This is a genomic window from Paracoccus halophilus, from assembly GCF_000763905.1.
GTDB classification, from domain to species: domain Bacteria; phylum Pseudomonadota; class Alphaproteobacteria; order Rhodobacterales; family Rhodobacteraceae; genus Paracoccus; species Paracoccus halophilus.
In genome coordinates, this window is record NZ_JRKN01000003.1 from 167,414 (window position 1) to 192,373 (window position 24,960).

Genomic DNA, 24,960 nt, shown 5'->3' on the forward strand with positions numbered 1-24,960 from the left:
TCGCCATGCGTCTGTCGCGCTATTTCATGCCCGTCCTCAAGGAAGACCCGAAAGAGGCCCAGATCGTCAGCCACCGGCTGATGCTGCGCGCGGGCATGATCAAGCAGCAGGCGGCGGGCATCTATTCCTGGCTGCCGCTGGGCTACAAGGTGCTGCGCCGGATCGAACAGATCGTGCATGAGGAACAGCAGCGCGCCGGCCATATCCCGCTGCTGATGCCGACGCTGCAATCGGCCGATCTGTGGCGCGAAAGCGGCCGCTACGACGATTACGGCGAAGAGATGCTGCGCATCTCCGACCGCCACAAGCGCGATCTGCTTTACGGCCCCACGAATGAGGAGATGATCACCGACATCTTCCGCAGCCATGTCAGCAGCTACAAGGATCTGCCGCTGACGCTGTACCATATCCAGTGGAAGTTCCGCGACGAGATGCGCCCCCGTTTCGGCGTCATGCGCGGCCGGGAATTCCTGATGAAGGACGGCTATAATTTCGACCTGACCCGCGACGATGCGCTGCATGCCTATAACCGGCATCTGGTCAGCTATCTGCGCAGCTACGAGCGCATGGGCCTGCAGGCGATTCCGATGCGCGCCGATGGCGGGCCGATCGGCGGCGATTACACGCATGAATTCCTGGTGCTGGCCGAAACCGGCGAGTCGGAGGTGTTCTATGACAGCCAGATCACCGACCTGAAATTCGGCGACCGCCAGATCGACTATGACAGCCATGACGAATGTCGCGCCGTGCTCGAGGAATTCACCTCGCGCTATGCCCGCACCGACGAAACCCATGACGAGGCGCTTTTCGCGCAGGTTCCCGAGGCGCGCCGCCGTTCCGCGCGCGGCATCGAGGTCGGGCAGATCTTCTATTTCGGCACCAAATATTCCGAGCCGATGGGCGCCACCGTTGTCGGCCCGGACGGCAATCGCCTGCCGGTCCATATGGGCAGCCACGGCATCGGCGTCTCGCGCCTGCTGGGCGCGATCATCGAGGCCAGCCATGACGACAAGGGCATCATCTGGCCCGAGGGCGTGACGCCATTCCATGCCGGCATCGTCAACCTGAAACAGGGCGACGGATCGACCGACAATGCCTGCGAGGCGCTTTACGGCGAATTGAAGGCACAGGGCCTGGACCCGCTTTACGACGACCGCGACGAGCGCGCCGGCGCGAAATTCGCCACCATGGACCTGATCGGCCTGCCCTGGCGGATCACCGTCGGGCCGCGCGGGCTGGCCAGCAACAAGGTCGAACTGGCCTCGCGCCGCACGGGCGAGGTGGTCGAGGTTTCGCCCGCCGAGGCCGTCGAGCGGCTGAAGGAGATCTACCGGCCGGTTTTCGCCGCCGCGCGGTAATGCGCATGGTCCCGCGCCGGCTTGATCCGTCGCATGGATATTTGGATGAAGAAGAATGAGGCTGTCGCGCCCCGGCGGCGTTGACATCCTGCGGTTGCAAGGCTTCCCTGCGGCGCGCCGGGTGGCGGGAGGATCGGCTTGGCGAGAAAGGCACTGATTACCGGGGTGACCGGCCAGGATGGTTCGTATCTGGCCGAATTCCTGCTGGAAAAGGGCTATGAGGTGCACGGGATCAAGCGCCGCGCCTCGTCCTTCAACACGCAGCGGGTCGATCACATCTTTCAGGACCCGCATGAGGCCGAGCCGAGGTTTTTCCTGCATTACGGCGATCTGACCGACAGTTCGGCACTGACCCGGATCATCGCCGAAACCCGCCCCGACGAGGTCTATAACCTTGGCGCGCAATCCCATGTCGCGGTCAGTTTCGAGGCGCCCGAATATACCGCCGATGTCGATGCGCTTGGCGCGCTGCGCCTGCTGGAGGCGATCCGGTTCCTGGGGCTGGAGGGGAAGACGCGCTATTATCAGGCCTCGAGTTCCGAACTGTACGGGCTGGTCCGCGAAACCCCGCAACGCGAGACGACGCCCTTTCACCCGCGCAGCCCCTATGCCGTGGCCAAGCTTTACGCCTATTGGATCACGGTGAATTATCGCGAAGCCTATGGGCTGTTTGCCTGTAACGGCATCCTGTTCAACCATGAGAGCCCGCGCCGGGGCGAGACCTTCGTCACCCGCAAGATCACCCGCGGGCTGGCCAATATCGCGCAGGGGCTGGAGGATTGCCTGTATATGGGCAATCTGGACGCGCTGCGCGACTGGGGCCATGCCCGCGACTATGTGCGCATGCAATGGCTGATGCTGCAATGCGACCGCCCCGACGATTACGTCATCGCCACCGGCGAGCAGCATTCCGTGCGCCAGTTCCTGATCTGGGCGGCCGCGGAAATGGGCATCGCGTTGGAGTTCCGCGGCAAGGGCGTGGACGAGATCGCGCTGGTGGCCGGGATCACCGGCGACAAGGCGCCGGCGCTGAAACCGGGAGATGTGGTGATGCGGATCGATCCGAAATATTTTCGTCCCGCCGAGGTCGCGGCGCTGCTGGGCGATGCCGGAAAGGCACATCGCGAACTGGGCTGGACGCCCACAACCAGCCTGCCCGAGATGATCTCCGAGATGGCCGCCGAGGATCTGAAGATCGCGCGCCGCCATGCCCTGCTCAGGCGTCACGGGCTGGGCATGCCCGCGGCGAGCGAGGGAAAGTAGGTGGCGCGGCTGTTCATCACCGGCGGCCATGGCATGGTCGGGCGCAACCTGCGCGCCCATCCGGGGATTGCCGCTTGGCAGGTACTGGCACCGGCCCGCAGCGAGCTGGACCTGTGCGACGACCGCGCGGTCCGCGATTACCTGGCCCGCCACCGCCCCGATGCCGTGGTCCATGCCGCCGGTCTGGTGGGCGGCATTCAGGCCAATCTGGCGCAGCCCGTCCGGTTTCTGGCCGAAAACGCCCGCATCGGGCTGACCCTGATCGAGGCCTGCCGCGAGGCCGGGGTGCCGGTGCTGATCAACCTAGGGTCAATCTGCGTCTATCCGCGCGACCTGGGCCGGGGCCTGTCCGAGGACCACATCCTGACCGGCCGCCTCGAGCCCTCGAACGAGGGCTATGCGCTGGCCAAGATCATGGCGATGCGGCTGGTCGAATATGCGCGCCGCGAAGACCCGGCGCTGCTCTGGCGCACGCTGATTCCCTGCAACCTTTACGGTCCCCATGACAAGTTCGACCCGGCCCGGTCGCATCTGATCCCGGCGATCATCCACAAGCTGCATCGCGCAAAGCTGGCCGGCGCCGATACGGTCGAGATCTGGGGCGATGGCCAGGCGCGGCGCGAATTCATGTTCGCCCCCGATCTGGCCGGGGCGATCCTGCGCGCGGCGGCCGATCCCGCCAGCCTGCCGCCGCTGATGAATATCGGCCCCGGCCATGACCATTCCATCGACGAATATTACCGCATCGCGGCCGAGGTCATCGGCTGGCGAGGCCGTTTCATCCACGACCCGGCGAAACCGGTGGGCATGCGGCAAAAGCTGCTGGATATCTCGCGTCAGCGCGAATGGGGCTGGGCCCCGACAACCGGGCTGCGCGACGGGCTTGCCGCCACCTACGCCCATTACCGGGAGGTAGCGGCATGAGCCGCTTTCCGCTGGCGACCTCCAGCTGGGATGCGGCCGAGCGCGCCGCCCTGCAACGGGTCATCGATTCGGACCGCTTTACCATGGGGCCCGAGGTGGCCGCCTTTGAGGCCGATTTTGCCCGCTACACCGGCAGCCGCCATGCGGTGATGGTCAATTCCGGCTCATCGGCCAATCTGGCGATGGTGGCGGCGCTGCGCTACACGCGAAACGACGATCTGCGGCTGATGCCCGGCGACGAGGTGATCGTGCCGGCCGTGTCCTGGTCCACCACCTATTTCCCGCTGTATCAATACGGGCTGCATCTGAAATTCGTCGATATCGACGCCCGGACGCTGAATTACGATCTGCGCGCGCTCGAGGCTGCCGTCAGCGACAGCACCCGCGCCATCATGGCGGTGAACCTGCTGGGCAATCCGAACGATTTCGACGCAATCCGCGCCATCATCGGCCGCCGCCGCATCGTGCTGATCGAGGATAACTGCGAATCCATGGGCGCGAGCTTTGGAGGCCGCCAGTGCGGCACGTTCGGGGTCATGGGCACGTTCTCGACCTTTTTCTCGCATCACATCTCGACCATGGAGGGCGGGGTCGTCGTCACCGATGACGAGGAACTTTACCATATCCTGCTGGCGTTGCGCGCGCATGGCTGGACCCGGAACCTGCCGCGCAAAAACCGGCTGACCGGCATCAAGGGCGATGACCCTTTCGAGGAAAGCTTTCGCTTCGTGCTGCCCGGCTACAACCTGCGCCCGCTGGAAATGTCGGGCGCCCTGGGGGTCGAACAGGTGCGCAAGCTGCCCGCGCTGATCGCCGGGCGGCGCGACAATGGCAGGCTGTGGCAGCAGGCGATGGCCGATCATCCGCTGTTTCGCATCCAGCACGAAACCGGCCAGAGCAGCTGGTTCGGATTCGCGCTTGTCCTGCGCCCCGGGTGCGGGCTGACACGGCGCGAGGTCCTCGCGCGCTTTGCCTCGCTGGGGTTCGAGACCCGCCCGATCGTCAGCGGCAACTTTGCCCGCAATCCGGTTCTGGCGATGATGCCGCACAGTGTTCACGACAGAATGATCAATGCCGATGAAATTGATCAAAACGGCTTCTTCATCGGCAACCATCATTACGATATGAGGGAGGCGATCGAGATCGTCGCCCGGTTTCGTGGCCCGGCGGCCAGCTGATCGGCAACCGACAGTTAGAGAAGCAGATGCCTCCGCTGACGAGAAACGCGATGATCGTGGCAGCCGTCATGATGGTTGCGGGAACCGCGACCTATGTCTGGCCGCAGCCCGCGCCCGCCACCTCGGTTCCGACGCTGCAACTGGCACCCGAGGCGCGCTTCACCGCCCGGCTGACCGCGCCGCAGGCCGATCTTGCGCCGCTGCCGGCCCGGATCAGCGGCACCGCGGCCGCCGGCGAAGCGCCGGGAAGCCTGATCCATGAATGGCCCTCGCTCATCGCCGAGGCGCGGTTTGCCGGAACCGGCGTCACATTGCGGCTGGACGACCGGATCAACCGCTGGCGCGTCTCGCTGGATGGCGCCTGGATCGAGCTCAGCCGCCCCGGCACCCGCGACCTGCGCATCGAGGGGCTGGCGCCGGGCGAACACCTGATCCGGGCAGAGCGAATCAGCGAAAGCGATGGCCCCGCCATCTTTGGCGGCTTCTTTCTGGACCGGGACGCCGTTCCCCTGCCCGCCCCGGATCCCCGGCCCCGGACCATCGAGTTCATCGGCGATTCCGATACGGTCGGCTTTGGAAATACCTCGAAGCGGCGCGAATGCAGCGGCGCGCAGATCTTTGCCGCCACCGATACCAGCCAGAGCTTTCCCGCGCGCCTCGCGGGGGCACTGGGCGCCGATTACCGGGTGATCGCGCGCTCGGGCATCGGGCTGCTGCGCAATTATGGCGGCGCGACCCCTGACCGCACCATGCGGACCGATTATCCGCTTGCGGTGCCATCGGACATGCAGGCGGAACGGCTGCCGCAACCGGCGGCGGGCATGCTGGTGATCGGGCTTGGCTCGAACGATTTCGGCTCGGACATCGCCGAGGGCGAACCCTGGGCCGATCACGCGGCGGTTTCGCGCGATTTCGGGCCGGCGCTGCTGGAATTCGCCCGTGCGCGGCTGCTGGAGAACCCCGGTGCGCCGCTGATCCTGCTGGCCTTTGGCGAATATGGCGATGACCTGATGCGGGCCTATCTTTCGGCCCATGAGGCACTGCTGGCCGAGGGATTCACCGTCAGGCTGGTCACCCTGCCCAAGCTGCAGCGCCGCGCCTGCCTGTGGCACCCGTCACTGGCCGATCACGAGATGATCGCGGAAACACTGGAAAAAAGCATCAGGACCGAGTTTCCGGGCTGGTGATACCGGGCCGCCCCCTTGCGCCCGGACGCCCGAACCTTAAACTCGCGCCATTCTCGCAGATCAAGCAGCCATGCCCTCGTTTCGCCCGCTCATGAACCGACTGCCGCGCCTTTTCGGCGCCCAGCCCAGGGCGTTTGCCGATCTCGCCGTCGAACGCTGGGAGATCTGCCCCGCCGAGGCTGTGAATATCACGCCCGGCATCTGGCTGCCCGACCAGATCGAGCATATCGCCCGGACCGAGTTCGGGGACCTTCCCGATGTCCTGGGCCAGATGCAGGGCGACCCCGAGGAAATGACGCCCGCGACCATGGGCTACCGGTTTCGCGACGTCGATTTCGTCGATGGCGTGCTTTACGCGCGCGGCGCCGAGCGGCATCTGCGCGAACGCAAAGGCGCCGGCCTGACCTATCCGCGGCCCGAACGCAGCCTTTCCGGCGCGCTTTACGAAAGCTGGATCGGCAATCGCTGGTTCGGCAACTGGCTGCTGAACGATTGCCTGGCCTATCCGCTGGCCGCCGAGGCCGGCCGGCCGGTCACCTCGGCGCCCGCGCGCGGCGGTCATGTCGCCCGCTACGAGGAATTGCTGGGCATGCGCCCCGAACGTATCGGCAACGTGCATTTCGACGAGCTGATCCTGTTCGACGACCTGCACAATAACAGCAACCGTCAGGCCCGCGCGCAGGCCAACCGCGCCCGCATCATGGCCGGGCGCGACTTGCAGCCGGTGCCCGGCGTGTTCATCTTTCGCGGCGCCAGCGGCGATGCCCGCATTCTGGACAACGAGGCCGAGATCGCCGAACGGCTCGAGGCGGATTACGGCTTCCGCACCGTCTATATCGACCGCCATGACGCGGACCAGATCGCCGAGCTGGTCGGCGGCACGCGGCTGATCGTCGGGGTCGAGGGCAGCCAGCTGGCCCATGGCGTCATCGGCATGGCGCCGGGCGGCACCGTGCTGACGCTGCAGCCGGCCGACCGGGTCACCACATCGCTGAAACTGCTGACCGATTGCTGGCGACAGAATTACGCCATGGTCGTGGGCGACGGCACCGCCGGGGGCTTTCGGGTCGAATGGGATCAGATCCGCCGGACCCTGGACATGATTTCGGACAGGAATGGTTAAAACCCGTCCTAACGGTCAGGTTGTATCGCGGGGCACAATGCAGAATAATAATCGTGGCGACTTTTACCGGGTTATCTGTTTCCAAGTGTGTATTAATGTTTGACGATCTGCGGAAAGACTACCGCCGCCATGGCAGTTCGCTGACTGAACCGGCCTTCATGTCGCTGGCGGTCTATCGCTATGGACGCTGGGCGCTGTCCATTTCCAACCGGCCGCTGCGCTGGATCGCGTCCAAGTTCTATGGCCTGCTGAAATTCCTGATCCTGAACGTGACCAAGGTCTGGATTCCGCCGCAGGTGAAGATCGGCGAGGATTTTCACATCATCCATGCCGAAGGCTCGCTGTCCATTCACCCCGATGTGGTGATCGGCGACCGCGTGGGCGTCATGCACAATGTCACGATCGGCACCAATATGGGACCCGGCGCGCCGGTGATCGGCAATGATGTCTTCATCGGCGTGAACGCGACCGTGCTGGGCCGTATCAGGATCGGCGACCGGGTCCGGATCGGCGCGAATACCGCGGTGACGACCAATGTGCCGTCCGATTCGGTGGTCATCGGCTCGCCCGCCAGGATCTATCCCAACCTGCCGATCTTCGCCGCCAGGAAAAAGGCCGCTGCAGATGAGTGACCAGTTCGACCGTGACATGTGGCGGATGCTGTCCGACAACCTGCCCGCAGGCGCGGACAGGATCGCGGCCATCGATCACGACCGCCGGATCAGCTACGCCGCGCTCGCATCCGAGGCCGACCGCGTCGCCGGCTGGCTGGCTTCGCGCGGCATCCGGCCCGGCGAGCGGGTGATCGTGCATCTGCGCAAGGGAATCGACGAGGTCGCCGCCATGTTCGGCGCCTGGAAGGCCGGCGCGGTGGTCGTCAACGTCAATATCCGCTGGACGGCGGCGCAGCTGGCCTATGTCGCCCGCGACAGCCGCGCGCGCGCCGTCATCCTGCCGCGCAATGCGCTGGATCGCCTCAGCGGCGACAATGCCCTGCCCGAGGGCACGGCATTTCTGGTTCAGGGCAAGGCCGAGGGCCTTGCCCAGGGTGCGGACCCGTGGGCGGCGCTTGCCGCCGGCCCCGGCTCCGCACCCGACGAATACGACCCAGCGGGGCTGGCGATGATCATCTACACCTCGGGCTCGACCGGCGCGCCCAAGGGGGTGATGCTCTCGCATCGCAATATCCGCGCGGGCGCGATCTCGGTCGCCGAATATCTGGGGCTCGATGCCGGCGACCGGCTGCTTTCGGTGCTGCCCTACAGTTTCGATGCCGGGCTGAACCAGCTGACCACGATGATGCTTCTGGGCGGCACCGTCGTCCACCAGCCGCTGACCATGCCGGCCGAGATCATCCGCATGGCCCGCGACGAGGCCGCGACCACCATCGCCGGCGTGCCGCCCCTGTGGAACCAGATCGTGCGGCTGTTGCAGGACAATCCCGTCGCGCTGCCTGCGCTCAGGCGCATCACCAATACCGGCGGCAAGATCCCGCCCAACATGCTCGAGGCGCTGCCGCAGGTCTTTCCCGGCGTCGACATCTATCTGATGTACGGCCTGACCGAGGCGTTCCGCTCGACCTATCTGCCGCCGGCGAAATTCGCCGCCAAGATGGGATCCATCGGCCAGCAGATCCCCAATGCGCAGGTCTTTGCCATCCGGCACGGAATCGGCATCGCCGGCCCCGGCGAACAGGGCGAGCTGGTCCATGCCGGGCCGCTGGTCAGCATGGGCTACTGGGAAAAGCCCGAGGCGACGGCGCAGAAGATCCGGCCCTGCCCGGAACTGCGCCACCTGATCGGCGATGCCCCGGTGGTCTATTCGGGCGATCTGGTCCGTGTCGATGAGGATGGCGACATGTGGTTCGTCAGCCGCATGGACGAAATGATCAAGACGCTGGGCTTCCGCCTCTCGCCGACCGAGGTCGAGGACGCGATCGCGCAAAGCGGTCTGGTCAGCGATGTCGTGGCCTATGGCGTCGAGGACCCGGAACTGGGCCAGGCCGTGCATGTCGCCGTCGCCTATCTGCCCGATGGCGGTGAAAGCGCGCTGTCGGCGCATTGCGCGCGCGCAATGCCGCATTACATGCTGCCCCGAAGATACTATAGTTGGGACGGCACCATGCCACGCACCGCCAGCGGCAAGCTGGACCGGCCGCAAATCATCGCACAGGCCCGCGGCGGCGCCGTCCGGCAGAATTGACGAAAGGACTTTCCCATGAGCCTCGATAGGGACAACCTCGTCCGCTATATCCAGATGGAACTGAATATCGACGAGCCGATCAACGGCGATACCGAGCTGTTTTCCACCGGCATGCTCGATTCGGTCTCGATGGTCGGGCTGATCTCGTTCATCGAGACCAAGGGCGGGCTGCATATCCAGCCGGGCGATGTGACGCTGGACAATTTCGACACGATCGACGCGATCCTTGCCTATGTCGCCAGCCTTGGCTGATCCGCAGGCATTCGACCGCCAGCTGGCCGAGGCGGCCCAGCGTTTCGGCACCCCGGCCTATGTCTATGCCACCGATACGGTGGCGGAACGGCTGGCGCATCTGCGCGCGCATCTGGGCCGCTGGTTCGCGATCAGCTTCGCGGTGAAAAGCAATCCCAATCCGGCCCTGCTGCGCTGGATGGGGGACAGGCTGGACTATCTCGACATCTCGTCGGGCGGCGAATTCGCGCTGAGCCGGGAAGCCGGCTGGGAGCCCGGCCGGATCAGTTTTACCGGCCCCGCCAAACAGGAGCGCGAGCTGCGTCCCGCCATCGAGGGCGGGCTGGGCGAACTGGTCCTGGAAAGCCTGCGCGAGGCGGAACTGGCCGATGCCATCGCCGCGCGCGCGGGCCATGTGCAGCCGGTGCTGATCCGCATCGCGCCGGCGCGCGTGCCCAAGGGCTTTGGCGACCAGATGGCGGGCCGGCCCAGCCCCTTTGGCGTCGATGCCGAGGATGCCGCCCGGATCCTGCCGCAGATCGCCGCCTTGCCCAACCTGCGGATCATCGGGCTGCATATCTATTCCGGCACGCAATGCCTGAAACCCGACGCGATCTGCGAGAACTGGCGCATCTTCATGCAGGTCTTTTCGGAAACCTGCGCGGCGCTGGACCTGCGCCCGGAAAAGCTGATCTTCGGCGCCGGGCTGGGCATCCCCTATCATCCCGGCGAAACCGAGCTTGACCTGACCGCGATCACGGCCGAGATCGGCGCCGATCTGGACGCCTTCCGGGCCGATCCGCGTTTCGCCGACACAAGGCTGGTGCTGGAGCTGGGCCGCTATCTGGTCGGGCCGGCGGGCTGGTTCGTGACCCGCGTCGTCTCGGTCAAGGAATCGCGCGGCAGCCGCATCGCGATCTGCGATGGCGGGCTGAACGCGAACCTTGCCGCCTCGGGGAATTTCGGCATGGTCCTGCGGCGCAATTACGTGATGCACCGCGTCGGCGGCGATCAGGGCGGCGCCCGCCCCGAGGAAAAGCAGGATATTTCCGGCCCGCTCTGCACCTCGATCGACAAGCTGGCCGGCGGCGTCACCCTGCCCCGGCTCGAGGTGGGCGATCTGGTCGCGATCCATGCCTGCGGCGCCTATGGCCCCAGTGCCAGCCCGCTCTATTTCATCAGCCATCCCCATCCGCGCGAGGTGCTGATCGAAGGCGAGGGCATGCGCGACGCGACCCGGATTCCGGCGCTCTGACAGGCCGCGTGGCATAGCCGCCACTTCGCGATAACAACTTGCTGAAACCGCGCTCTGGCGCCCGGTTTCGCCGGCCTTGCCGGTTGTGCTCGCGATGCGGCCGCGTCTATCATGACGCCGATCCCCGATAGAGAAAAAGGACGTCGATGGTCGCGCAGAACCTGTTGCTCATGCTTGTCCTGGCGCCTTTCGTGGCGGCCGCGCTGGCGGCGACGCTGCCGGCCGGTGCGCGCAATGCCCAATGCTGGCTGGCCGGGCTCAGCATGGCGGTGATGCTGCTGATCCTGGGCATGCTGTACCCCGAGACGACACAGGGGCGCAGCGTCAGCGGCAGTCTGGACTGGATCGGCACGATCGGGCTGGAGCTGACCTTTCGCATGGACGGCTTTGCCTGGCTGTTCATGGTGCTGGTCGCCGGGATCGGCCTGCTGGTGATGCTTTATGCGCGCTATTACATGGCAAGCGACGATTCCTTCCCGCGGCTTTATGCCTGCCTGCTGGCCTTTGCCGGCGCGATGGCGGGAATGATCCTGTCGGGCAATATCATCATGCTGGTGGTGTTCTGGGAACTGACCAGCTTTGCGTCATTTCTGCTGATCGGATACTGGTATCGCCGGCAGGACGCCCGCGACGGCGCACGTATGTCGCTGATCGTGACCGCCTCGGGCGGGCTGTGCCTGCTGGTGGCGATGGTCGTGCTGGGCCAGATCGCCGGAAGCTATGATCTGGAAACCGTCCTGAAGGCCGGCCCCCGGATCACCGGGCACGCGCTTTATCCGGTGGTGCTGGCGCTGTTCCTGCTGGGCGCTTTCACCAAATCGGCGCAGCTGCCGTTCCATTTCTGGCTGCCCAACGCCATGGCCGCGCCGACCCCGGTTTCGGCCTATCTGCATTCGGCCACCATGGTCAAGGCGGGGGTGTTCGTGCTGCTGCGCTTTCACCCGGCGCTTGGCGGCACGGATGCCTGGTTCCAGATCGTCACCGGCTTCGGGCTGGCGACCATGCTGCTGGGCGCGGTGAACGCGCTGTTCAAGCATGACCTCAAGGGGCTTCTGGCCTATTCGACGATCAGCCATCTGGGGCTGATCACCGCGCTTGCCGGCATCGGCACGCCGCAGGCGCTGATCGCGGCCGTGTTTCACATCGCCAATCACGCGGTCTTCAAGGCCTCGCTCTTCATGGCGGCGGGCATCATCGACCATGAGACCGGCACCCGCGACATGCGCCGCCTGTCCGGGCTGGCGCGTGCCATGCCGGTCACCGCAGCACTGGCGATCATCGCCTCGGCCGCGATGGCGGGGGTGCCGCTGCTGAACGGTTTCCTGTCCAAGGAGATGTTCTTCGAGGCGACCTATCTGTGGAACAATGGCAGTCCGCTGGACAATGCCGCGCCCTATATCGCCGTTCTCGCCTCGGCCTTCAGCGCCGCCTATTCGCTGCGCTTCATCGTCAAGGTGTTTTTCGGCCCCGACGCGCATGATCTGCCCCGCCAGCCGCATGAGCCGCATGGCCTGATGCGGCTGCCGGTCCTGGTGCTGGTCGCGATCTGCCTGCTGATCGGCATCCTGCCGCAGCAGGTGCTGGGCGGCTGGCTGCAAACCGCGAGCCTTGCCCTGATCGGGCCGGACCTGCCCGAATTCAGCCTCAAGATCTGGCACGGCGTCAACGCCCCCTTCGTGATGAGCACGATCGCCATGGGGCTGGGCGTCCTGCTCTATTTGCTGCCGCGCAGCCAGATCGACACCGGCGAGGACAGCACCCGGCTGATGCGGCGGATGGATGTCGCGCGGCAGTACAACCGCAGCATGGATATCCTGACCATCCGCCTGCCGCGCGCCGCGCTGCGCCTGCTTTCGGCGAACGGCCTGCAGGCGCAGCTGCGGGCCATCGTGCTGCTGGCGCTGGCCGGCGGATGGTTCGCGTTGCGGCGGCTGGACTGGAACGTCCCGCTGCCCGCGCTCGGCCCGCGCGAGCTGGTCTTTGGCCTGCTGTGGCTGGTCGGCGCGGCCTGCGCGATCGGCGCGGCATGGCAGGCGAAATACCACCGTTTCGCGGCGCTGATCCTGATGGGCGGCGCCGGGCTGGTGACCTGCGCGACCTTTGTCTGGCTGTCCGCCCCAGACCTCGCGGTGACGCAATTGCTGGTCGAGATCGCGACCACCGCCCTGCTGCTGCTGGGCCTGCGCTGGCTGCCCAAGCGCGACAAGGAAATCGCCGACGACCGGAACCTGCGGGCCCGGGGCCGGCGCTTTCGCGACCTGCTGATCGCCCTTGGATGCGGCACCGGCGCGACCGCCATGGCGCTGGCGGTGCTGCTGACCGCGCCCGGCGCCGCCGTCGGCGACTGGTTCCTGCGCAACGCCTATGTCGAGGGGGGCGGCACCAATGTCGTGAACGTCATCCTGGTCGATTTCCGCGCCTTCGACACGTTCGGCGAGATCACCGTTCTGGCCGTGGTCGGGCTGACCGTCTATGCGCTGCTGCGCCGCTTCCGCCCGGCGCCGGAAAGCGCCGAGCGCCCGCGCCTGCAGCTTGACGACGGGGAACAGGCGCTCGAGGCCTATCTGTTCGTTCCCGCCGTCATCATGCAATGGCTGTTCGCGCCGATCATCGCCCTGTCGGCCTATCTGTTCTTTCGCGGCCATGACCTGCCCGGCGGCGGTTTCGCGGCCGGCGTCACGCTGGCGGTGGCCTTTCTGCTGCAATATGTCGCCGCCAATGTCCGCTGGGTCGAGGCGCGGCTGACCGTGCTGCCGATGCGCTGGATGGGGGCCGGGCTGACCACCGCGGCCATGGTCGGCGCGGGATCCTGGATCTTCGGCTATCCGTTCCTGACCGCGCATGCGCAATATCTGGACATCCCGCTGATCGGCAAGGTGCCGTTCTCGACCGCGATGCTGTTCGATTTCGGGGTGTTTTCGCTGGTGCTGGGCGCCATCGTGCTGATGCTGATCGCGATTGCCCACCAGTCGCTGCGCGTGGCATCGCGCCCGGCGCCCGCCCCGCGCGAAACCGGGACGGAGGCAGGCTGATGGAGGTTATTCTTGCGCTGGCAATCGGGGTTCTGGTCGGCTCGGGCGTCTGGCTGATGCTGCGGCCACGCTCGTATCAGGTGATCGTCGGGCTGTGCCTGCTGGCCTATGGCGTGAACCTGTTCATCTTTGCCATGGGACGGCTTTACATCGGCGCCGCCCCGATCATGCCCAAGGGCGGCTTCATCGATCCCGCCGCCTATGCCGATCCGCTGCCGCAATCGCTGGTGCTGACCGCCATCGTCATCAGCTTTGCCACCACGGCGCTGTTTCTGGTGGTGATGATCGCCGCGCGCGGGGTCACCGGAACCGACCATGTGGACGGAAAGGAGCGCAACCAGTCATGAACGGAGCCCCGCTGCCCGATCACATGATCATCGCCCCGATCCTGGTCCCGCTGGTTGCGGGGGCGATCATGCTGTTCTACAATGACAGCAACCGCCAGACCAAGATGCTGATCGGGCTGGCCGCCGTGGGGCTGACTTTCCTCGTCTCGGTGGAGCTGCTGGCGGATGTGAAATCCGCGACCGAACGCGGCGGCACGGTCGTCGGGCTTTACCGGCTGGGCGACTGGCCGGTGCCGGTCGGCATCGTGCTGGTGCTGGACCGGCTGTCGGCGATGATGGTCATGCTGACCGCGCTGCTGGCCGCGCCTTCGCTGATCTATGCCGCCGCCGGCTGGCACGGCAAGGGACAGCATTACCACAGCATGTTCCAGTTCCTTCTGGCCGGCGTCAACGGCGCCTTCCTGACCGGGGATCTGTTCAATCTGTTCGTCTTTTTCGAGGTGATGCTGGCCGCGTCCTATGGCGTGATGCTGCATGGCTCGGGGCCGGAGCGGATCAAGACCGGGCTGCATTACATCGCGATCAACCTTGCCGCCTCGCTGCTGTTCCTGATCGGGGTGGCGCTCGTCTATGGCACCACCGGCACGCTGAACATGGCCGATATCGCCCGCGCCCTGTCGCGGCTGGACGGCGCCGACCGGCCGCTGTTCCATGCCGCCGCCAGCTTTCTGGGGCTGGCCTTCCTGATCAAGGCGGCGATCTGGCCGGTCTGTTTCTGGCTGCCGCCGACCTATGCCGCGGCCTCGCCGCCGGCCGCCGCGATCATGGCGATCATGACCAAGGTCGGTGTCTATGTGATCCTGCGCCTGTCGCTGCTGGTGCTGGGGCCGGATGCCGGCGTCTCGGCGGGTTTCGGCGCGCCGGCCCTGATGATCGGCGGCATCGTGACCATGGGTTTCGGCATGATCGGCATTCTCGGCGCGCCGGAACTGGGCCGCAAGGGGGGCTATCTGGCGATCATTTCGTCGGGGACGGTGCTGGCGGCGGTCGGCTTTGCCCAGGCCGGCGGCGGCGCGCTGATGCTGGGCGGCGCGCTTTACTATCTGGTCGGCTCGACGGCGGCGATCTCGGCCTTTTTCCTGATCGCCGAGCCGGTCAGCCGCGGCGATGGCGGCGACGACGCCCCCCAGGAGCCCCCCGATCCGCTGAGGGAACGCTGGGCACCGATGGGGCTGGACACGGTCGAGGACACCTCGGCCCCGGCCAGCGAACGCACGGTGAGCTGGCTGACCATGGCGATCTGCTTCGCGCTGGTCGCCTCGATGCTGGCCGGGCTGCCGCCGCTGCCGGGCTTCATCGGCAAGCTTGCCATCCTGCGCGGCGCGATGCAGGACAACCTGGGCCCGGCAGGAGAGTTTCCCGCCATTCTCTGGGCCTATCTCGCCATGCTGATCCTGTCCGGGCTTGGCGCCCTGATCGCCTTGATGCGCTTCGGCATTCGCCGCTTCTGGGCCAATGAGGCGCCGGCGCCGCGCATCCTTGCACTTGAGGTCGTGCCGGTGGTCCTCCTGCTGGCCATGATCGCGCTGCAGACGCTGCGGGCCGAGGCGCTGCTGAACTATACCCATGCCACTGCCATCGCCCTGCTGGAGCCCGGCACCTATCGCGATGCGGTGCTGGCGCAGGCGCAGGACGTTCGCGCGGCGCCGACCCAGAACATCGTGCCCGACCTGCCCCGCGACGGCCAGGAGGCCGCACCATGAGCCGCCTTGCCCCGCATCCGGTCCTGTCGGTCGCGCTGGTGCTGATGTGGCTGTTCCTGACCCGGTTCTCGCTGGGCCATCTGGTGCTGGGCAGCGTCATCGCCCTGACCGCCGGCTGGGCGGTCGAGCATCTGCATCCCAGCCGGCCGCGCTTTCGCCGCTGGATCGCCGTGCCGCGCCTGATCTCGATCGTGATGCGCGACATCCTGCGCTCGAATATCGGGGTGGCGCGGATCGTGCTGCTGGGGCCGGACCACCCGGCCTATAATTCCGGCTTCATCGACCTGGAACTGCGCCTGCGCGATCCGAATGCCATCGCCGTGCTGGCGCTGATCGTGACCGCCACGCCCGGGACCTCATGGGTGGAATACGAACGCCACGAGGGCCGCCTGCTTCTGCATGTGCTCGACCTGAAAAGCGACGATGACTGGCAAAGCCTGATCCACGACCGCTACGAGGCCCTGCTGATGGAGATATTCGAATGAGCGCCATGATCCTGGGATTCGCCCTGGTCTATGCCCAGTTCGCGCTGATCCTGTCGCTTGCGCTGGCCTGCTGGCGCATGCTGCGCGGGCCGCGCGCGCAGGACCGCGTGCTGGGGCTGGATACGATGTATGTCAACGCCATGCTGCTGTTTCTGCTGGTCGGCATGGGCAACGGCAATGTGTTTTTCTTTGAAAGCGCGCTGGTGATCGCGGTGCTGGGTTTCGTGACCACGGTCTGCGCGGCCAAGTTCCTGATGCGCGGCGAGGTGATCGAATGAGGCATCTCGAACAACTGCCGCCATGGGCCGCCATCATCATCGCGCTATGCGTCGCCATCGGCGCCTCGATGACGCTTCTGGGCGGGCTGGGCGTGGTGCGGCTGAAAAGCTTCTACCAGCGCCTGCACGCCCAGACCCTGGCCTATAGCGCCGGCACGCTGCTGACCATCATTGCCTCGATGCTGATGTTTTCGCTGCTGGAAAGCCGCACCGTGCTGCATGAGCTGATCATCGGCGTTTTCGTCATCGTCACGACGCCAGTGACGACGCTGATGCTGAGCCGCGCCGCCCTGCGCCGCGACCGGGACGCCAAGCTGGGCCATGACGAGATCGTGCCGCCGCAGCGGCGCGCCGGGCCGGCGAAACCCGATCCGGCTAGCGCGACTCCGCCAATACCCGCCGCAGCAGCGCCGGATCGACCTGATCGGTGACAAAGGCCCGCCCGATGCCGCGCGCCAGGATGAAGCGCAGCCGGCCGTCCTGGACCTTCTTGTCCTGGGCCATCAGGGCGATCAGCGCATCGTCATCGGGCAGCTCGCCGGGAATATCGGCGATCCGCGCGGGCAGGCCCATGGCCGCGAGATGCGCCGCCACGCGCGAGGGCGCCTCCTGGCTGCACAGGCCCATCTTTGCCGACAGCTCATAGGCCAGCGCGCAGCCGATCGCCACGCCCTCGCCATGCAGCAGGCGGTCCGAATAGCCGGTCGCCGATTCCAGTGCATGGCCGAAGGTATGGCCCAGATTGAGCAGCGCCCGGTCGCCCTGTTCGGTTTCGTCGCGCTGGACGATATCCGCCTTCATCCGGACCGAGTGGCGCACGGCCTGCTGGCGCAGCGCCGGATCGCGCGCCAGCCCGGCGGCATTGGCTTCGAGCCATTCAAAAAAGCCTTCATCGCCCAGCAGCCCGTATTTCGCCACCTCGCCGTAACCGGCGCGGAAATCGCGCGGGCTCAGCGTGGCGAGCGTGTCGATATCGGCAAGCACCAGCGCCGGCTGATGAAAGGCGCCGATCAGGTTCTTGCCCTGCGGGCTGTTGACGCCGGTCTTGCCGCCGACCGAACTGTCCACCTGCGCCAGCAGCGTGGTCGGAATCTGCACGAAGCGCACGCCGCGGCGCAGGATCGCGGCGGCAAATCCCGCCAGATCGCCGATCACGCCACCGCCCAGGGCGATGACCAGATCGCGCCGCTCGATCCTTTGCGCGATCAGCCATTCGGTGGCGCGGCCGATCTCGGCCCAGCATTTCGTGGCCTCACCGGCGGGCAGCGCCAGCGCCGGCGCCTCGATCCCGGCCCCTGCCAGGGCCTCTTGCAGCGCCGGCAGGTGCAAGGCCGCGACAGTCTCGTCGGTCAGGATCGCGACGCGACGCCGGCCCGCCAGCGCCACGATCTCGTCGCCGGCGCGCGCCAGCAGGCCCTGCCCGATCCGCACGTCATAGGAGCGCGCGCCCAGATCCACATGAACCGTCTCGATGCTCATTTATCCTCCAGGATTGCGGGGTCGTGGTCCCTGATCGCCTCGATCACGCGAGTCGCGGTCTGGCCGATGCTGTCGCCCTGCCGCGCCTGAACGCGGATATCGGCCAGGGCATAGACCGGGCCGCGCTCGGCCAGCAGCCGCGCCAGCGTCCCGCGCGGGTCGGCGGTCTGCAAGAGCGGCCGCGTCGGGCGGTGGCGGACGCGGTGCCACAGGGTCTCCAGATCGCAGTCAAGCCAGACCGAAACCCCGTGATCGCCGATGCGGGTGCGGTTTTCCGGCCGCAGCCAGGCGCCGCCCCCGGTCGAGACCACCCCCCTGCCCGAGGCCAGCACCCGGCCCAGAACCTCTGATTCGCGGGCGCGAAAGAACTGCTCGCCATCGCGGGCGAAGATCTCCGGGATGGTCATTGCGGCGGCGCGCTCGATCTCGACATCGGTATCCGAAAAGGGGCGATGCAACCGGCGCGACAACTCGCCCCCGATCGCGGTCTTTCCCGCCCCCATCATCCCGATCAGCACGATGTTTTGCCGCATCACCCGCAAGAACCCCTCCATTCGAACCGTGTGACTGATGGCGTGATCTTTCCGGAAATGCCATATATATTTCGCACGAGCCGGCATAAGACCGGAACGACAAGACAATTTCGAGGCGGAAAGGGCATTTTCATGCGGCTTTTGAAACTGGTGGCGGTTCTTCTGGTGCTGACCCTGGCGGCCCTGGCGGGTTACGCCTATTTCGGCGATATGGGTTCCGACCCGCGCGAGATGCGCATGCCGGTCGAACTGGACCTGGGCGCCGAGCAGCCGGCCACCGCCCCGACCGAAACCCCCGCGGAACCCGAGCGCGTTGAAGCCGCCGCGCCCGACCCGGACGGTGCGACAGGACAAGATGATCGCGACTGAATATCTCCGCATCGGCGCCTGTCTCATGGCGGCGCTAGGCATCCTTGGGCTGCCGGCCGGCGCCAAGCCGCCGCTCTCGGCCAGCGACTGGCTGTCGGGCAGCGTGCAGCAGCCCGACAATGTCTCGTCCTGGCGCCCCGGCGACGAGCGCCCGCCCCAGCTCAAGCGCCGCAGTCGGCGCGACATCGCCGCCAGCGGCGCCGTCGAGCCGGTCGGCGTCACCCGGCTGGGCGAGGGCAACCCGGATCGCAAGGGCACCGTCTCGCCGCGCATGGCGGGCCTGCCGGCGACGCTTTGGGGCGTCAGCGACGCCGAAACGCTGGCGCGGCTGATCGCCCGCAGCAGCCCGCGCCTGCCGGCGCTGCGGCGGCTGGAACGGCGCATCCTGGCGGCGCAGCTTCAGCCGCCGGTGGCCGGGCCGCAGCAGGAGGGGCTGCTGTTTCTGGCCCGTGTGGACAAGCTTCTGGACATGGGCGCGACCGGCGCCGCCAAGGAATTGCTGCAGGCCGCCGGCCCCGGCGATCCGGAACGCTTCCGGCGGCTGTTCGACATCGGCCTGTTGTCGCGCAATGAGACCAGCGCCTGCGAGATCATGGACCGCACGCCCGGCGTCGCGCCCAGCTTTCCGGCGCGCATCTTCTGCCTGGCGCTTGGCGGCGACTGGCCGGCCGCGGCGCTGGTCTTTCACGGCGCCGAGACGCTGGGCATGATCGATCCGCAGATGGCGGCGCTGCTGGCGCAATATCTCGACGACACCTATTCCGACGGCGCCGAGGAATTGCAGCCGCCGGCCATCGTGACGCCGCTTGAACTGCGCCTGCACGAGGCGATCGGCCAGCCCCTGCCCTCGACTAACCTGCCGCTGGCCTTCGCGCTGGCCGATCTGGACCAGAATGGCGGCTGGAAGGCGCGGCTGGACGCGGCCGAGCGGCTGGCCCGCGCCGGTTCCATCCCCGCCTCGCAATTGCGGGCGATCTATCTGGAACAGCGCCCGGCCGCCTCGGGCGGGGTCTGGGACCGCACCGCCGCGATCCAGGCGCTGAACACGGCGCTGATCGCCCGCGATGCCGCGGCCGCGGCCAAGGCGCTGCCCCCCGCCTATGAGGCGATGCTGGCCGCCGGGCTCGGCGTCGCCCTGGCCGAGATGACCGGCGCGGAACTGGGCGCCATGGGGCTGGACGGCAAGCCGGGCCGCATCGCCCTATGGCTGGCGCTTCTGGCCGCGCAACCGCAGGTAGTGGCGGACCCGCCGGCGGATGCCTCGGCCTTTGATCTGTGGCTGCTGCGCTTTGCCGGCGGCGAGCCGGAATCCGCCCCGCCCCCCGGCGAGGGAGAGCCCGCGAAACGCGCGGCCCAGCTGTTCCCGGCCTTTCTCGGCCCTTCCGAGCGCGACGTTCCGCGCGCGGCGGCCGAGCTGATCCTGGCCAACAGGCGCGGCGAGGCGATGCTCGCCGCGATCGCCGATACCGATGCCGGGCTGGATGGCGACCTGAGCCGCGCGGTGCAGGGGCTGCGCGCGCTGCGGGCGCTTGGCCAGCACGAGATCGCGCTCCAGGCCACGGTCGAGCTGATCCTCGCCCCGGCGCTGATGGCCCCGGCCGGCGCCAGCCCGGAAAGATAGGCGGGCGGATGACAGGCAGGCGAATGGCGGGAGGCAAAAGCGCGGGCAGCGATCAGGGCCGGATCTCGGCCTTTCTGGACGCGCAGGCGGCCGAATCCGGGGCGGCGCGCAACACGCTGCTGGCCTATGGCCGCGATCTTGTCGATTTCGCCGAATGGCTGTCCGGGCGGGGCGCGGACCTGACCACGGCCAGCCGCGAAAACGTCGAGGATTACCTGTCCCATTGCGATGCGGAGGGCCTGTCGCGGGCGACGCGGGCGCGGCGGCTGTCCTCGATCCGTCAGTTCACCCGCTTCGCGCTGGAGGAAAACTGGCGCGAGGACGACCCGGCCGGCCGCATCAGCGGGCCGGGCCGCGCCCGGCGCCTGCCGAAAACGCTGGACCGGACCGAGGTGCAGGCGATGCTGGACGCGCTGCCACGCCTTGGCCGGACCGAGGCCGAGCGCGCCCGCAATCTGGTTCTGGTCGAACTGATCTATGCCACCGGCATGCGGGTGAGCGAACTGGTTTCGCTGCCGGTCGATGCCTGTCGCGGCGATCCGGCGCTGCTGCTGATCCGGGGCAAGGGCGGCAAGGAACGCATGGTGCCGCTTAGCGGCCCGGCGCGTCGCGCGCTGGCCGCCTGGCTTCGGCTGCGCGACAATGCCCCCGCCGAAAGCCCGCTGGGCCGGCTGGTCGCCGGGCGGGGCGGACGCTGGCTGTTTCCCGCCGCCAGCAAGCAAGGCCATATGACGCGGCAGGCGATGAACGGGTTGCTGACGCAGCTGGCGATTGTCGCCGGGGTCGATCCGGGCCGCGTCTCGCCGCATGTGATCCGCCACGCCTTCGCCACCCATCTGCTGGAGGGCGGCGCCGATCTGCGCGCCATCCAGACGCTGCTGGGCCATGCCGATCTGGGCACGACCGAGATCTATACACATGTGCTGGATGCGCGGCTGCGCGATCTGGTGCTGAACCATCACCCGCTGGCCAGCCGCCCGCGGAACGAGGCCGAAGAATGATCCTGCTGACCGCCGCAACCGCCGTAGCCGCCGCCGCAGCCGCGACCGATCCCGCCAGCCAGGCACAGGCCGGCTCGGGCTATGATCTGGCGCTGTGGCTGACCGGCGGGGCCATTCTGGTGCTGCTGGCCCTGTCGGGATTCTTCTCGGGTTCGGAGACGGCGCTGACCGCGTCCAGCCGCGCCAAGCTGCGCGCCCGCGCCGACCGGGGCGATGCCGGCGCGCAGCGCGCGCTTGAGGTGACCGAGGACAGCGAAAGCCTGATCGGCTCGATTCTCTTGGGCAACAATGTGGTCAACATCCTGTCGGCCAGCCTTGCCACGGCGCTGTTCACGCGGCTGCTGGGCTCCAGCGGCGTGGCGGCGGCGACGCTGGTGATGACGGTGCTGGTGCTGATATTTGCCGAGGTTCTGCCCAAGACCTATGCCATTCTCGCCCCCGAGGACATGGCCAGCCGCGTGGCGCGTCCGGTCAGCGTGGTGACCCGGATCATGTCGCCGGTGGTCACCGTGGTGCGGCTGATCGTGCGCGCCATCCTGGCGATCTTTGGCATCCGCGCCGACGGTTCGGGCCATGTCTTTTCGGTGCAGGAGGAAATCGCCGGCGCACTGGCCATCGGCCATTCCAGCGGCACCGTGCAAAAGGAAGAGCGCGACCTGCTGATGGGCGCGCTGGACCTTGGCGAGCGTTCGGTCGAGGAGATCATGCTGCATCGGTCCGAGATCGAGATGATCGATGCCGGGGTTTCCGCCGACGAGGTGCTTGAGCTGGTGCTGAAAAGCTCGCATACCCGCCTGCCCGTCTATCGCGGCGAGCGCGAGAATGTCATCGGCGTGATCCATGCCAAGGATCTGCTGCGCGGCGTGCGCAGGACGATGCAGGAATACGGCCCTCAGGCGCTGAGGGATTTCGATCTGCTCAGCGTCGCCATGCCGCCCTATTTCGTGCCCGACACCACGGCGCTGGACGAACAGATGCGCGAATTCCTGCGCCGGCGGACGCATTTCGCGCTGGTCGTCGATGAATATGGCAGCCTGCGCGGGCTGATCACGCTGGAGGACATCCTCGAGGAAATCGTGGGCGAGATCACCGACGAGCACGATACCGATGCCGGCCAGTCGCTGGCGCCCAACGCCCAGGGCGATTACAGCATCGACGGCGCCATGACGATCCGCGACCTGAACCGGGCGCTGGACTGGTCGCTGCCCGATGACGAGGCCAATACCGTGGCCGGGCTGGTGATCCATATGGCGCAGTCGATCCCGACGCCGGGCCAGGTGTTTTCCTTCGAGGGCTACCGTTTCGAGATCGTCTCGCGGCGCGAGAACCGGATCACGCGGCTCAAGATCAGGCCGCTGGGCGATCTGCCCCCGCCCGCCGATACCGGCGGCGCATCGTGACCAGTCGGCGCGCGCGGCGTCACGGCAATTGCCGGATGAAGCCGCGCCGCACGACCGCGGTCAGGTCAAGATCCGGCCGCAGCGCCTCGGCCTCGGCCAGATGGCGGCGGGCGCGGGTGCCGTCGCCCTGCTGGGCCGCGCGGATCGCCCCCGACAGCCTGAGCATCGGGTTTTCGGGCGCCAGCGCCATCGCCGAATCCAGCCATTTCCAGCCGCCATGCGCCTGCCCTGCGGCGAAACAGGTATCAGCCAGCCGTTTATGGGTCAGCACCTGACCGGGCCGGATCTCCTCCAGCCAGTTCAGCAGCGCGAAGCTGCGCTTGAGCCGCCCGTTCAGCCGCAGGATCGCGGCGCAAAAGCCAAAGCGCATCGCCTCGGCATCGCTGGCGCCGGGCCTGTCGCCACCGGCCAGCCTGTCCTCAAGCTCGCTCAGCCCGGACGCCACGGGTTTCATCTTTTCCCACAGGCGCGGCCATTCGCGCAATTCCCGCAGCAGCGCCTTGCCGCGGACGAACTCTGCCCAGTCAAGGCGCAGCGTCCATAGCGGCAGCGCCTTCGCCCCATCGCCGCCCTCGGGTGTCGGTCGCAGATAGGCCTGTAGCAGCCGGGGCGGGAACAGCAGCGCCTGCACGGATTCGCTTTTCTGGCGGACCAGCCGGCGGGCGAGCACCGGGATGATCGGCCCCTCGGCCGCCCGGCCGCTGAACAGCAGGGTCAGGAATTGCGCATCGACCAGCCGGTTCTGCTCGGGCTGGTTGCCCGCCGGGGCCACCAGCAGCACCTGCCGGCATTGCGGCTTGTCGCGATGCCGGATCAGCGGCGCATTCAGGCCCAGCTGCGCCAGCTTCCGTGCCTTCTGCATCCGCCCCGAGGCCCAGGCGGTCACCGCCAGATCCTTGTAGAGAAAGGGGAACCGCTCCAGAAAATCGCCGTTCCCGGCCAGGGCGCCGATCAGTTCGGGGCCGCGCCCCGTGACCACCGCATGCCTGGCGGCAAAGCCCGCGGTCTGCGCCAGATCGCCCGGCGCGAAAAAGCTGTCCTGCCGGGAAATCACCCGCTCCAGCAGCGCGTCATAGGCGGCATTGCGCAGATCCTCGGGCAGGGCGTCGGGCAGCGACACGATCCGGCACTGGCCGGCGACCGCCGCGGCGCGCGAAAAGGCGCTGTGGCTGGGCGCGCCGACCCTTTCGCAATCCGCCATCAGCAGCAGCTCAAGCAGATCGCGCGCCGCCTGCGGCAGCTTTCCGGCGTCCAGGATCCGGGTCACCGGCAGGATGCGCGGATCGCCCTGCCCCAGATGCGCCACCGCGGCGGGCGTGTCGCTGAACGACAGCACCGGCCCCTCGCTCATCGAGATGAAGGCGCGATAGAATTCGTCGGGCACGTATTTCGTCGCCCATGAGCTATAGGACCAGGGATCGCCGTCCAGAATATCGCCGCGCCGGACATGGATCGCGACCGGAGCACCGCCGCCGGCCCGCGCCACCAGCGCGCGCGCCTTTTCCAACTCCCGCGCAAGTGGCGCGGCAAGCCGGATCGAACGCGCGATCTCGTGGATCTCGGCATCGGCGCTTTCCAGGCTCTCGTCCATGAAACGCACGGTCTCGGCCATGGTGTCGCATTCGTAACGCTCGCCCGCCGCCAGCCTTTCGCGAAAGCCGCCCAGGCTCATCCCCGGCGCGGCCGTGCCGACATTGGGCAGCCGCGACAGATCCGGCACGGCAGGGACGACCTCGATATGGGCGGCGACGAAATCGGGGGCCAAGAAATCATGCGGATCGTTCAGCTCGGTGTGATCGCTGGCCGGATCGCTCAGCCACAGATAGCGCCCCCTGACGCCGGTGGCGCGCGCCAGCCGCATGACATTGAGCAGGCAGATCAACCGCGCGCCGATCCGATCCCGCCGAAAGCCGATGATCTGATCCTCTGCCATCATGGAAATCCGCCCTGCCCGTTTCAATGGCGGCTTGCAACCGCGCTGCGCCCTGCCT

At 67.3% G+C, this 24,960-nt stretch carries 23 protein-coding genes; 20 read left to right on the top strand and 3 right to left on the bottom strand.

Going from position 1 to position 24,960, the window contains the following annotated elements:
* The first annotated feature begins 5 nt into the window (after window positions 1-5).
* The 16 genes from proS to mnhG all read left to right on the top strand — a co-directional run bounded on the left by proS (window position 6) and on the right by mnhG (window position 16,997).
* Window positions 6-1,358, top strand: a complete 1,353-nt coding sequence (gene proS, locus IT41_RS03320; protein WP_036738845.1) for a proline--tRNA ligase — start codon at window positions 6-8, stop codon at window positions 1,356-1,358.
* A 138-nt stretch (window positions 1,359-1,496) separates the two neighbouring features.
* Window positions 1,497-2,621, top strand: a complete 1,125-nt coding sequence (gene gmd / locus IT41_RS03325) for a GDP-mannose 4,6-dehydratase (protein WP_036738755.1) — start codon at window positions 1,497-1,499, stop codon at window positions 2,619-2,621.
* Window positions 2,622-3,545, top strand: a complete 924-nt coding sequence (locus IT41_RS03330) for a GDP-L-fucose synthase family protein (protein WP_036738756.1) — start codon at window positions 2,622-2,624, stop codon at window positions 3,543-3,545.
* Window positions 3,542-4,723 carry a DegT/DnrJ/EryC1/StrS family aminotransferase gene (locus tag IT41_RS03335; protein WP_036738757.1) on the top strand — a complete coding sequence of 394 codons (1,182 nt, stop codon included), beginning with the start codon at window positions 3,542-3,544 and terminating at the stop codon, window positions 4,721-4,723. The genes IT41_RS03330 and IT41_RS03335 overlap by 4 nt, the downstream gene beginning before the upstream one ends.
* 50 nt (window positions 4,724-4,773) lie before the next feature.
* Window positions 4,774-5,910 (top strand): SGNH/GDSL hydrolase family protein, encoded by a 1,137-nt coding sequence (locus IT41_RS03340; protein WP_231564683.1) that lies wholly within the window; start codon window positions 4,774-4,776, stop codon window positions 5,908-5,910.
* Window positions 5,911-5,980: 70 nt separating this feature from the next.
* Window positions 5,981-7,033, top strand: coding sequence for a glycosyltransferase family 61 protein (locus IT41_RS03345; RefSeq protein WP_036738759.1), 1,053 nt, complete (start codon window positions 5,981-5,983; stop codon window positions 7,031-7,033).
* Between the two features lie 95 nt (window positions 7,034-7,128).
* A complete protein-coding gene (locus IT41_RS03350) occupies window positions 7,129-7,665 on the top strand; it encodes a serine O-acetyltransferase (protein ID WP_036738760.1) in 537 nt (178 codons plus the stop codon).
* Window positions 7,658-9,235: an AMP-binding protein gene (locus IT41_RS03355; RefSeq protein WP_036738761.1), complete on the top strand. Its 1,578-nt coding sequence runs from the start codon at window positions 7,658-7,660 to the stop codon at window positions 9,233-9,235. The genes IT41_RS03350 and IT41_RS03355 overlap by 8 nt, the downstream gene beginning before the upstream one ends.
* A 15-nt stretch (window positions 9,236-9,250) precedes the next feature.
* The gene (locus IT41_RS03360; RefSeq protein WP_036738762.1) at window positions 9,251-9,487 is read left to right on the top strand and encodes an acyl carrier protein; all 237 of its coding nucleotides are present in this window, start codon (window positions 9,251-9,253) and stop codon (window positions 9,485-9,487) included.
* Entirely contained in the window at window positions 9,480-10,721 is a 1,242-nt protein-coding gene (locus IT41_RS03365) for a type III PLP-dependent enzyme (protein ID WP_231564684.1), read from the top strand. The genes IT41_RS03360 and IT41_RS03365 overlap by 8 nt, the downstream gene beginning before the upstream one ends.
* 146 nt (window positions 10,722-10,867) lie before the next feature.
* Complete coding sequence (locus IT41_RS03370; RefSeq protein ID WP_052081249.1) at window positions 10,868-13,753, top strand: monovalent cation/H+ antiporter subunit A; 2,886 nt, start codon at window positions 10,868-10,870, stop codon at window positions 13,751-13,753.
* On the top strand, window positions 13,753-14,100 hold the full coding sequence (locus IT41_RS03375) for a Na+/H+ antiporter subunit C (protein ID WP_036738764.1): 348 nt from the start codon (window positions 13,753-13,755) through the stop codon (window positions 14,098-14,100). The genes IT41_RS03370 and IT41_RS03375 overlap by 1 nt, the downstream gene beginning before the upstream one ends.
* Complete coding sequence (locus IT41_RS03380) at window positions 14,097-15,803, top strand: monovalent cation/H+ antiporter subunit D (protein ID WP_036738765.1); 1,707 nt, start codon at window positions 14,097-14,099, stop codon at window positions 15,801-15,803. Before IT41_RS03375 ends, IT41_RS03380 begins: the two co-directional genes overlap by 4 nt.
* A complete protein-coding gene (locus IT41_RS03385) occupies window positions 15,800-16,288 on the top strand; it encodes a Na+/H+ antiporter subunit E (protein ID WP_036738766.1) in 489 nt (162 codons plus the stop codon). Before IT41_RS03380 ends, IT41_RS03385 begins: the two co-directional genes overlap by 4 nt.
* Window positions 16,285-16,566 carry a K+/H+ antiporter subunit F gene (locus tag IT41_RS03390; protein ID WP_036738767.1) on the top strand — a complete coding sequence of 94 codons (282 nt, stop codon included), beginning with the start codon at window positions 16,285-16,287 and terminating at the stop codon, window positions 16,564-16,566. Before IT41_RS03385 ends, IT41_RS03390 begins: the two co-directional genes overlap by 4 nt.
* The gene (gene mnhG, locus IT41_RS03395) at window positions 16,563-16,997 is read left to right on the top strand and encodes a monovalent cation/H(+) antiporter subunit G (RefSeq protein ID WP_036738768.1); all 435 of its coding nucleotides are present in this window, start codon (window positions 16,563-16,565) and stop codon (window positions 16,995-16,997) included. The genes IT41_RS03390 and mnhG overlap by 4 nt, the downstream gene beginning before the upstream one ends.
* Here mnhG and aroB read toward each other — a convergent pair.
* Both aroB and IT41_RS03405 read right to left on the bottom strand, forming a co-directional pair.
* The gene (gene aroB / locus IT41_RS03400; protein ID WP_036738769.1) at window positions 16,942-18,045 is read right to left on the bottom strand and encodes a 3-dehydroquinate synthase; all 1,104 of its coding nucleotides are present in this window, start codon (window positions 18,043-18,045) and stop codon (window positions 16,942-16,944) included. The two genes, mnhG and aroB, sit on opposite strands and share 56 nt — an antisense overlap.
* The gene (locus IT41_RS03405) at window positions 18,042-18,665 is read right to left on the bottom strand and encodes a shikimate kinase (protein ID WP_269429284.1); all 624 of its coding nucleotides are present in this window, start codon (window positions 18,663-18,665) and stop codon (window positions 18,042-18,044) included. Before IT41_RS03405 ends, aroB begins: the two co-directional genes overlap by 4 nt.
* 45 nt (window positions 18,666-18,710) lie before the next feature.
* Between IT41_RS03405 and IT41_RS03410 the strand changes: the two genes are divergently transcribed.
* Genes IT41_RS03410 through IT41_RS03425 form a run of 4 tightly spaced genes read left to right on the top strand, consistent with a single transcriptional unit; the run spans window position 18,711 to window position 22,969 of the window.
* Window positions 18,711-18,947 (top strand): hypothetical protein, encoded by a 237-nt coding sequence (locus IT41_RS03410; RefSeq protein ID WP_036738770.1) that lies wholly within the window; start codon window positions 18,711-18,713, stop codon window positions 18,945-18,947.
* Entirely contained in the window at window positions 18,934-20,568 is a 1,635-nt protein-coding gene (locus IT41_RS03415; RefSeq protein WP_036738771.1) for a hypothetical protein, read from the top strand. The genes IT41_RS03410 and IT41_RS03415 overlap by 14 nt, the downstream gene beginning before the upstream one ends.
* A 23-nt stretch (window positions 20,569-20,591) precedes the next feature.
* Window positions 20,592-21,569, top strand: a complete 978-nt coding sequence (locus IT41_RS03420) for a site-specific tyrosine recombinase XerD (RefSeq protein WP_036738772.1) — start codon at window positions 20,592-20,594, stop codon at window positions 21,567-21,569.
* Window positions 21,566-22,969 (top strand): HlyC/CorC family transporter, encoded by a 1,404-nt coding sequence (locus IT41_RS03425; RefSeq protein ID WP_081967447.1) that lies wholly within the window; start codon window positions 21,566-21,568, stop codon window positions 22,967-22,969. Before IT41_RS03420 ends, IT41_RS03425 begins: the two co-directional genes overlap by 4 nt.
* 19 nt (window positions 22,970-22,988) lie before the next feature.
* Here IT41_RS03425 and IT41_RS03430 read toward each other — a convergent pair whose 3' ends face one another.
* Entirely contained in the window at window positions 22,989-24,902 is a 1,914-nt protein-coding gene (locus IT41_RS03430; protein ID WP_197055970.1) for a tetratricopeptide repeat protein, read from the bottom strand.
* Window positions 24,903-24,960 lie beyond the last annotated feature (58 nt).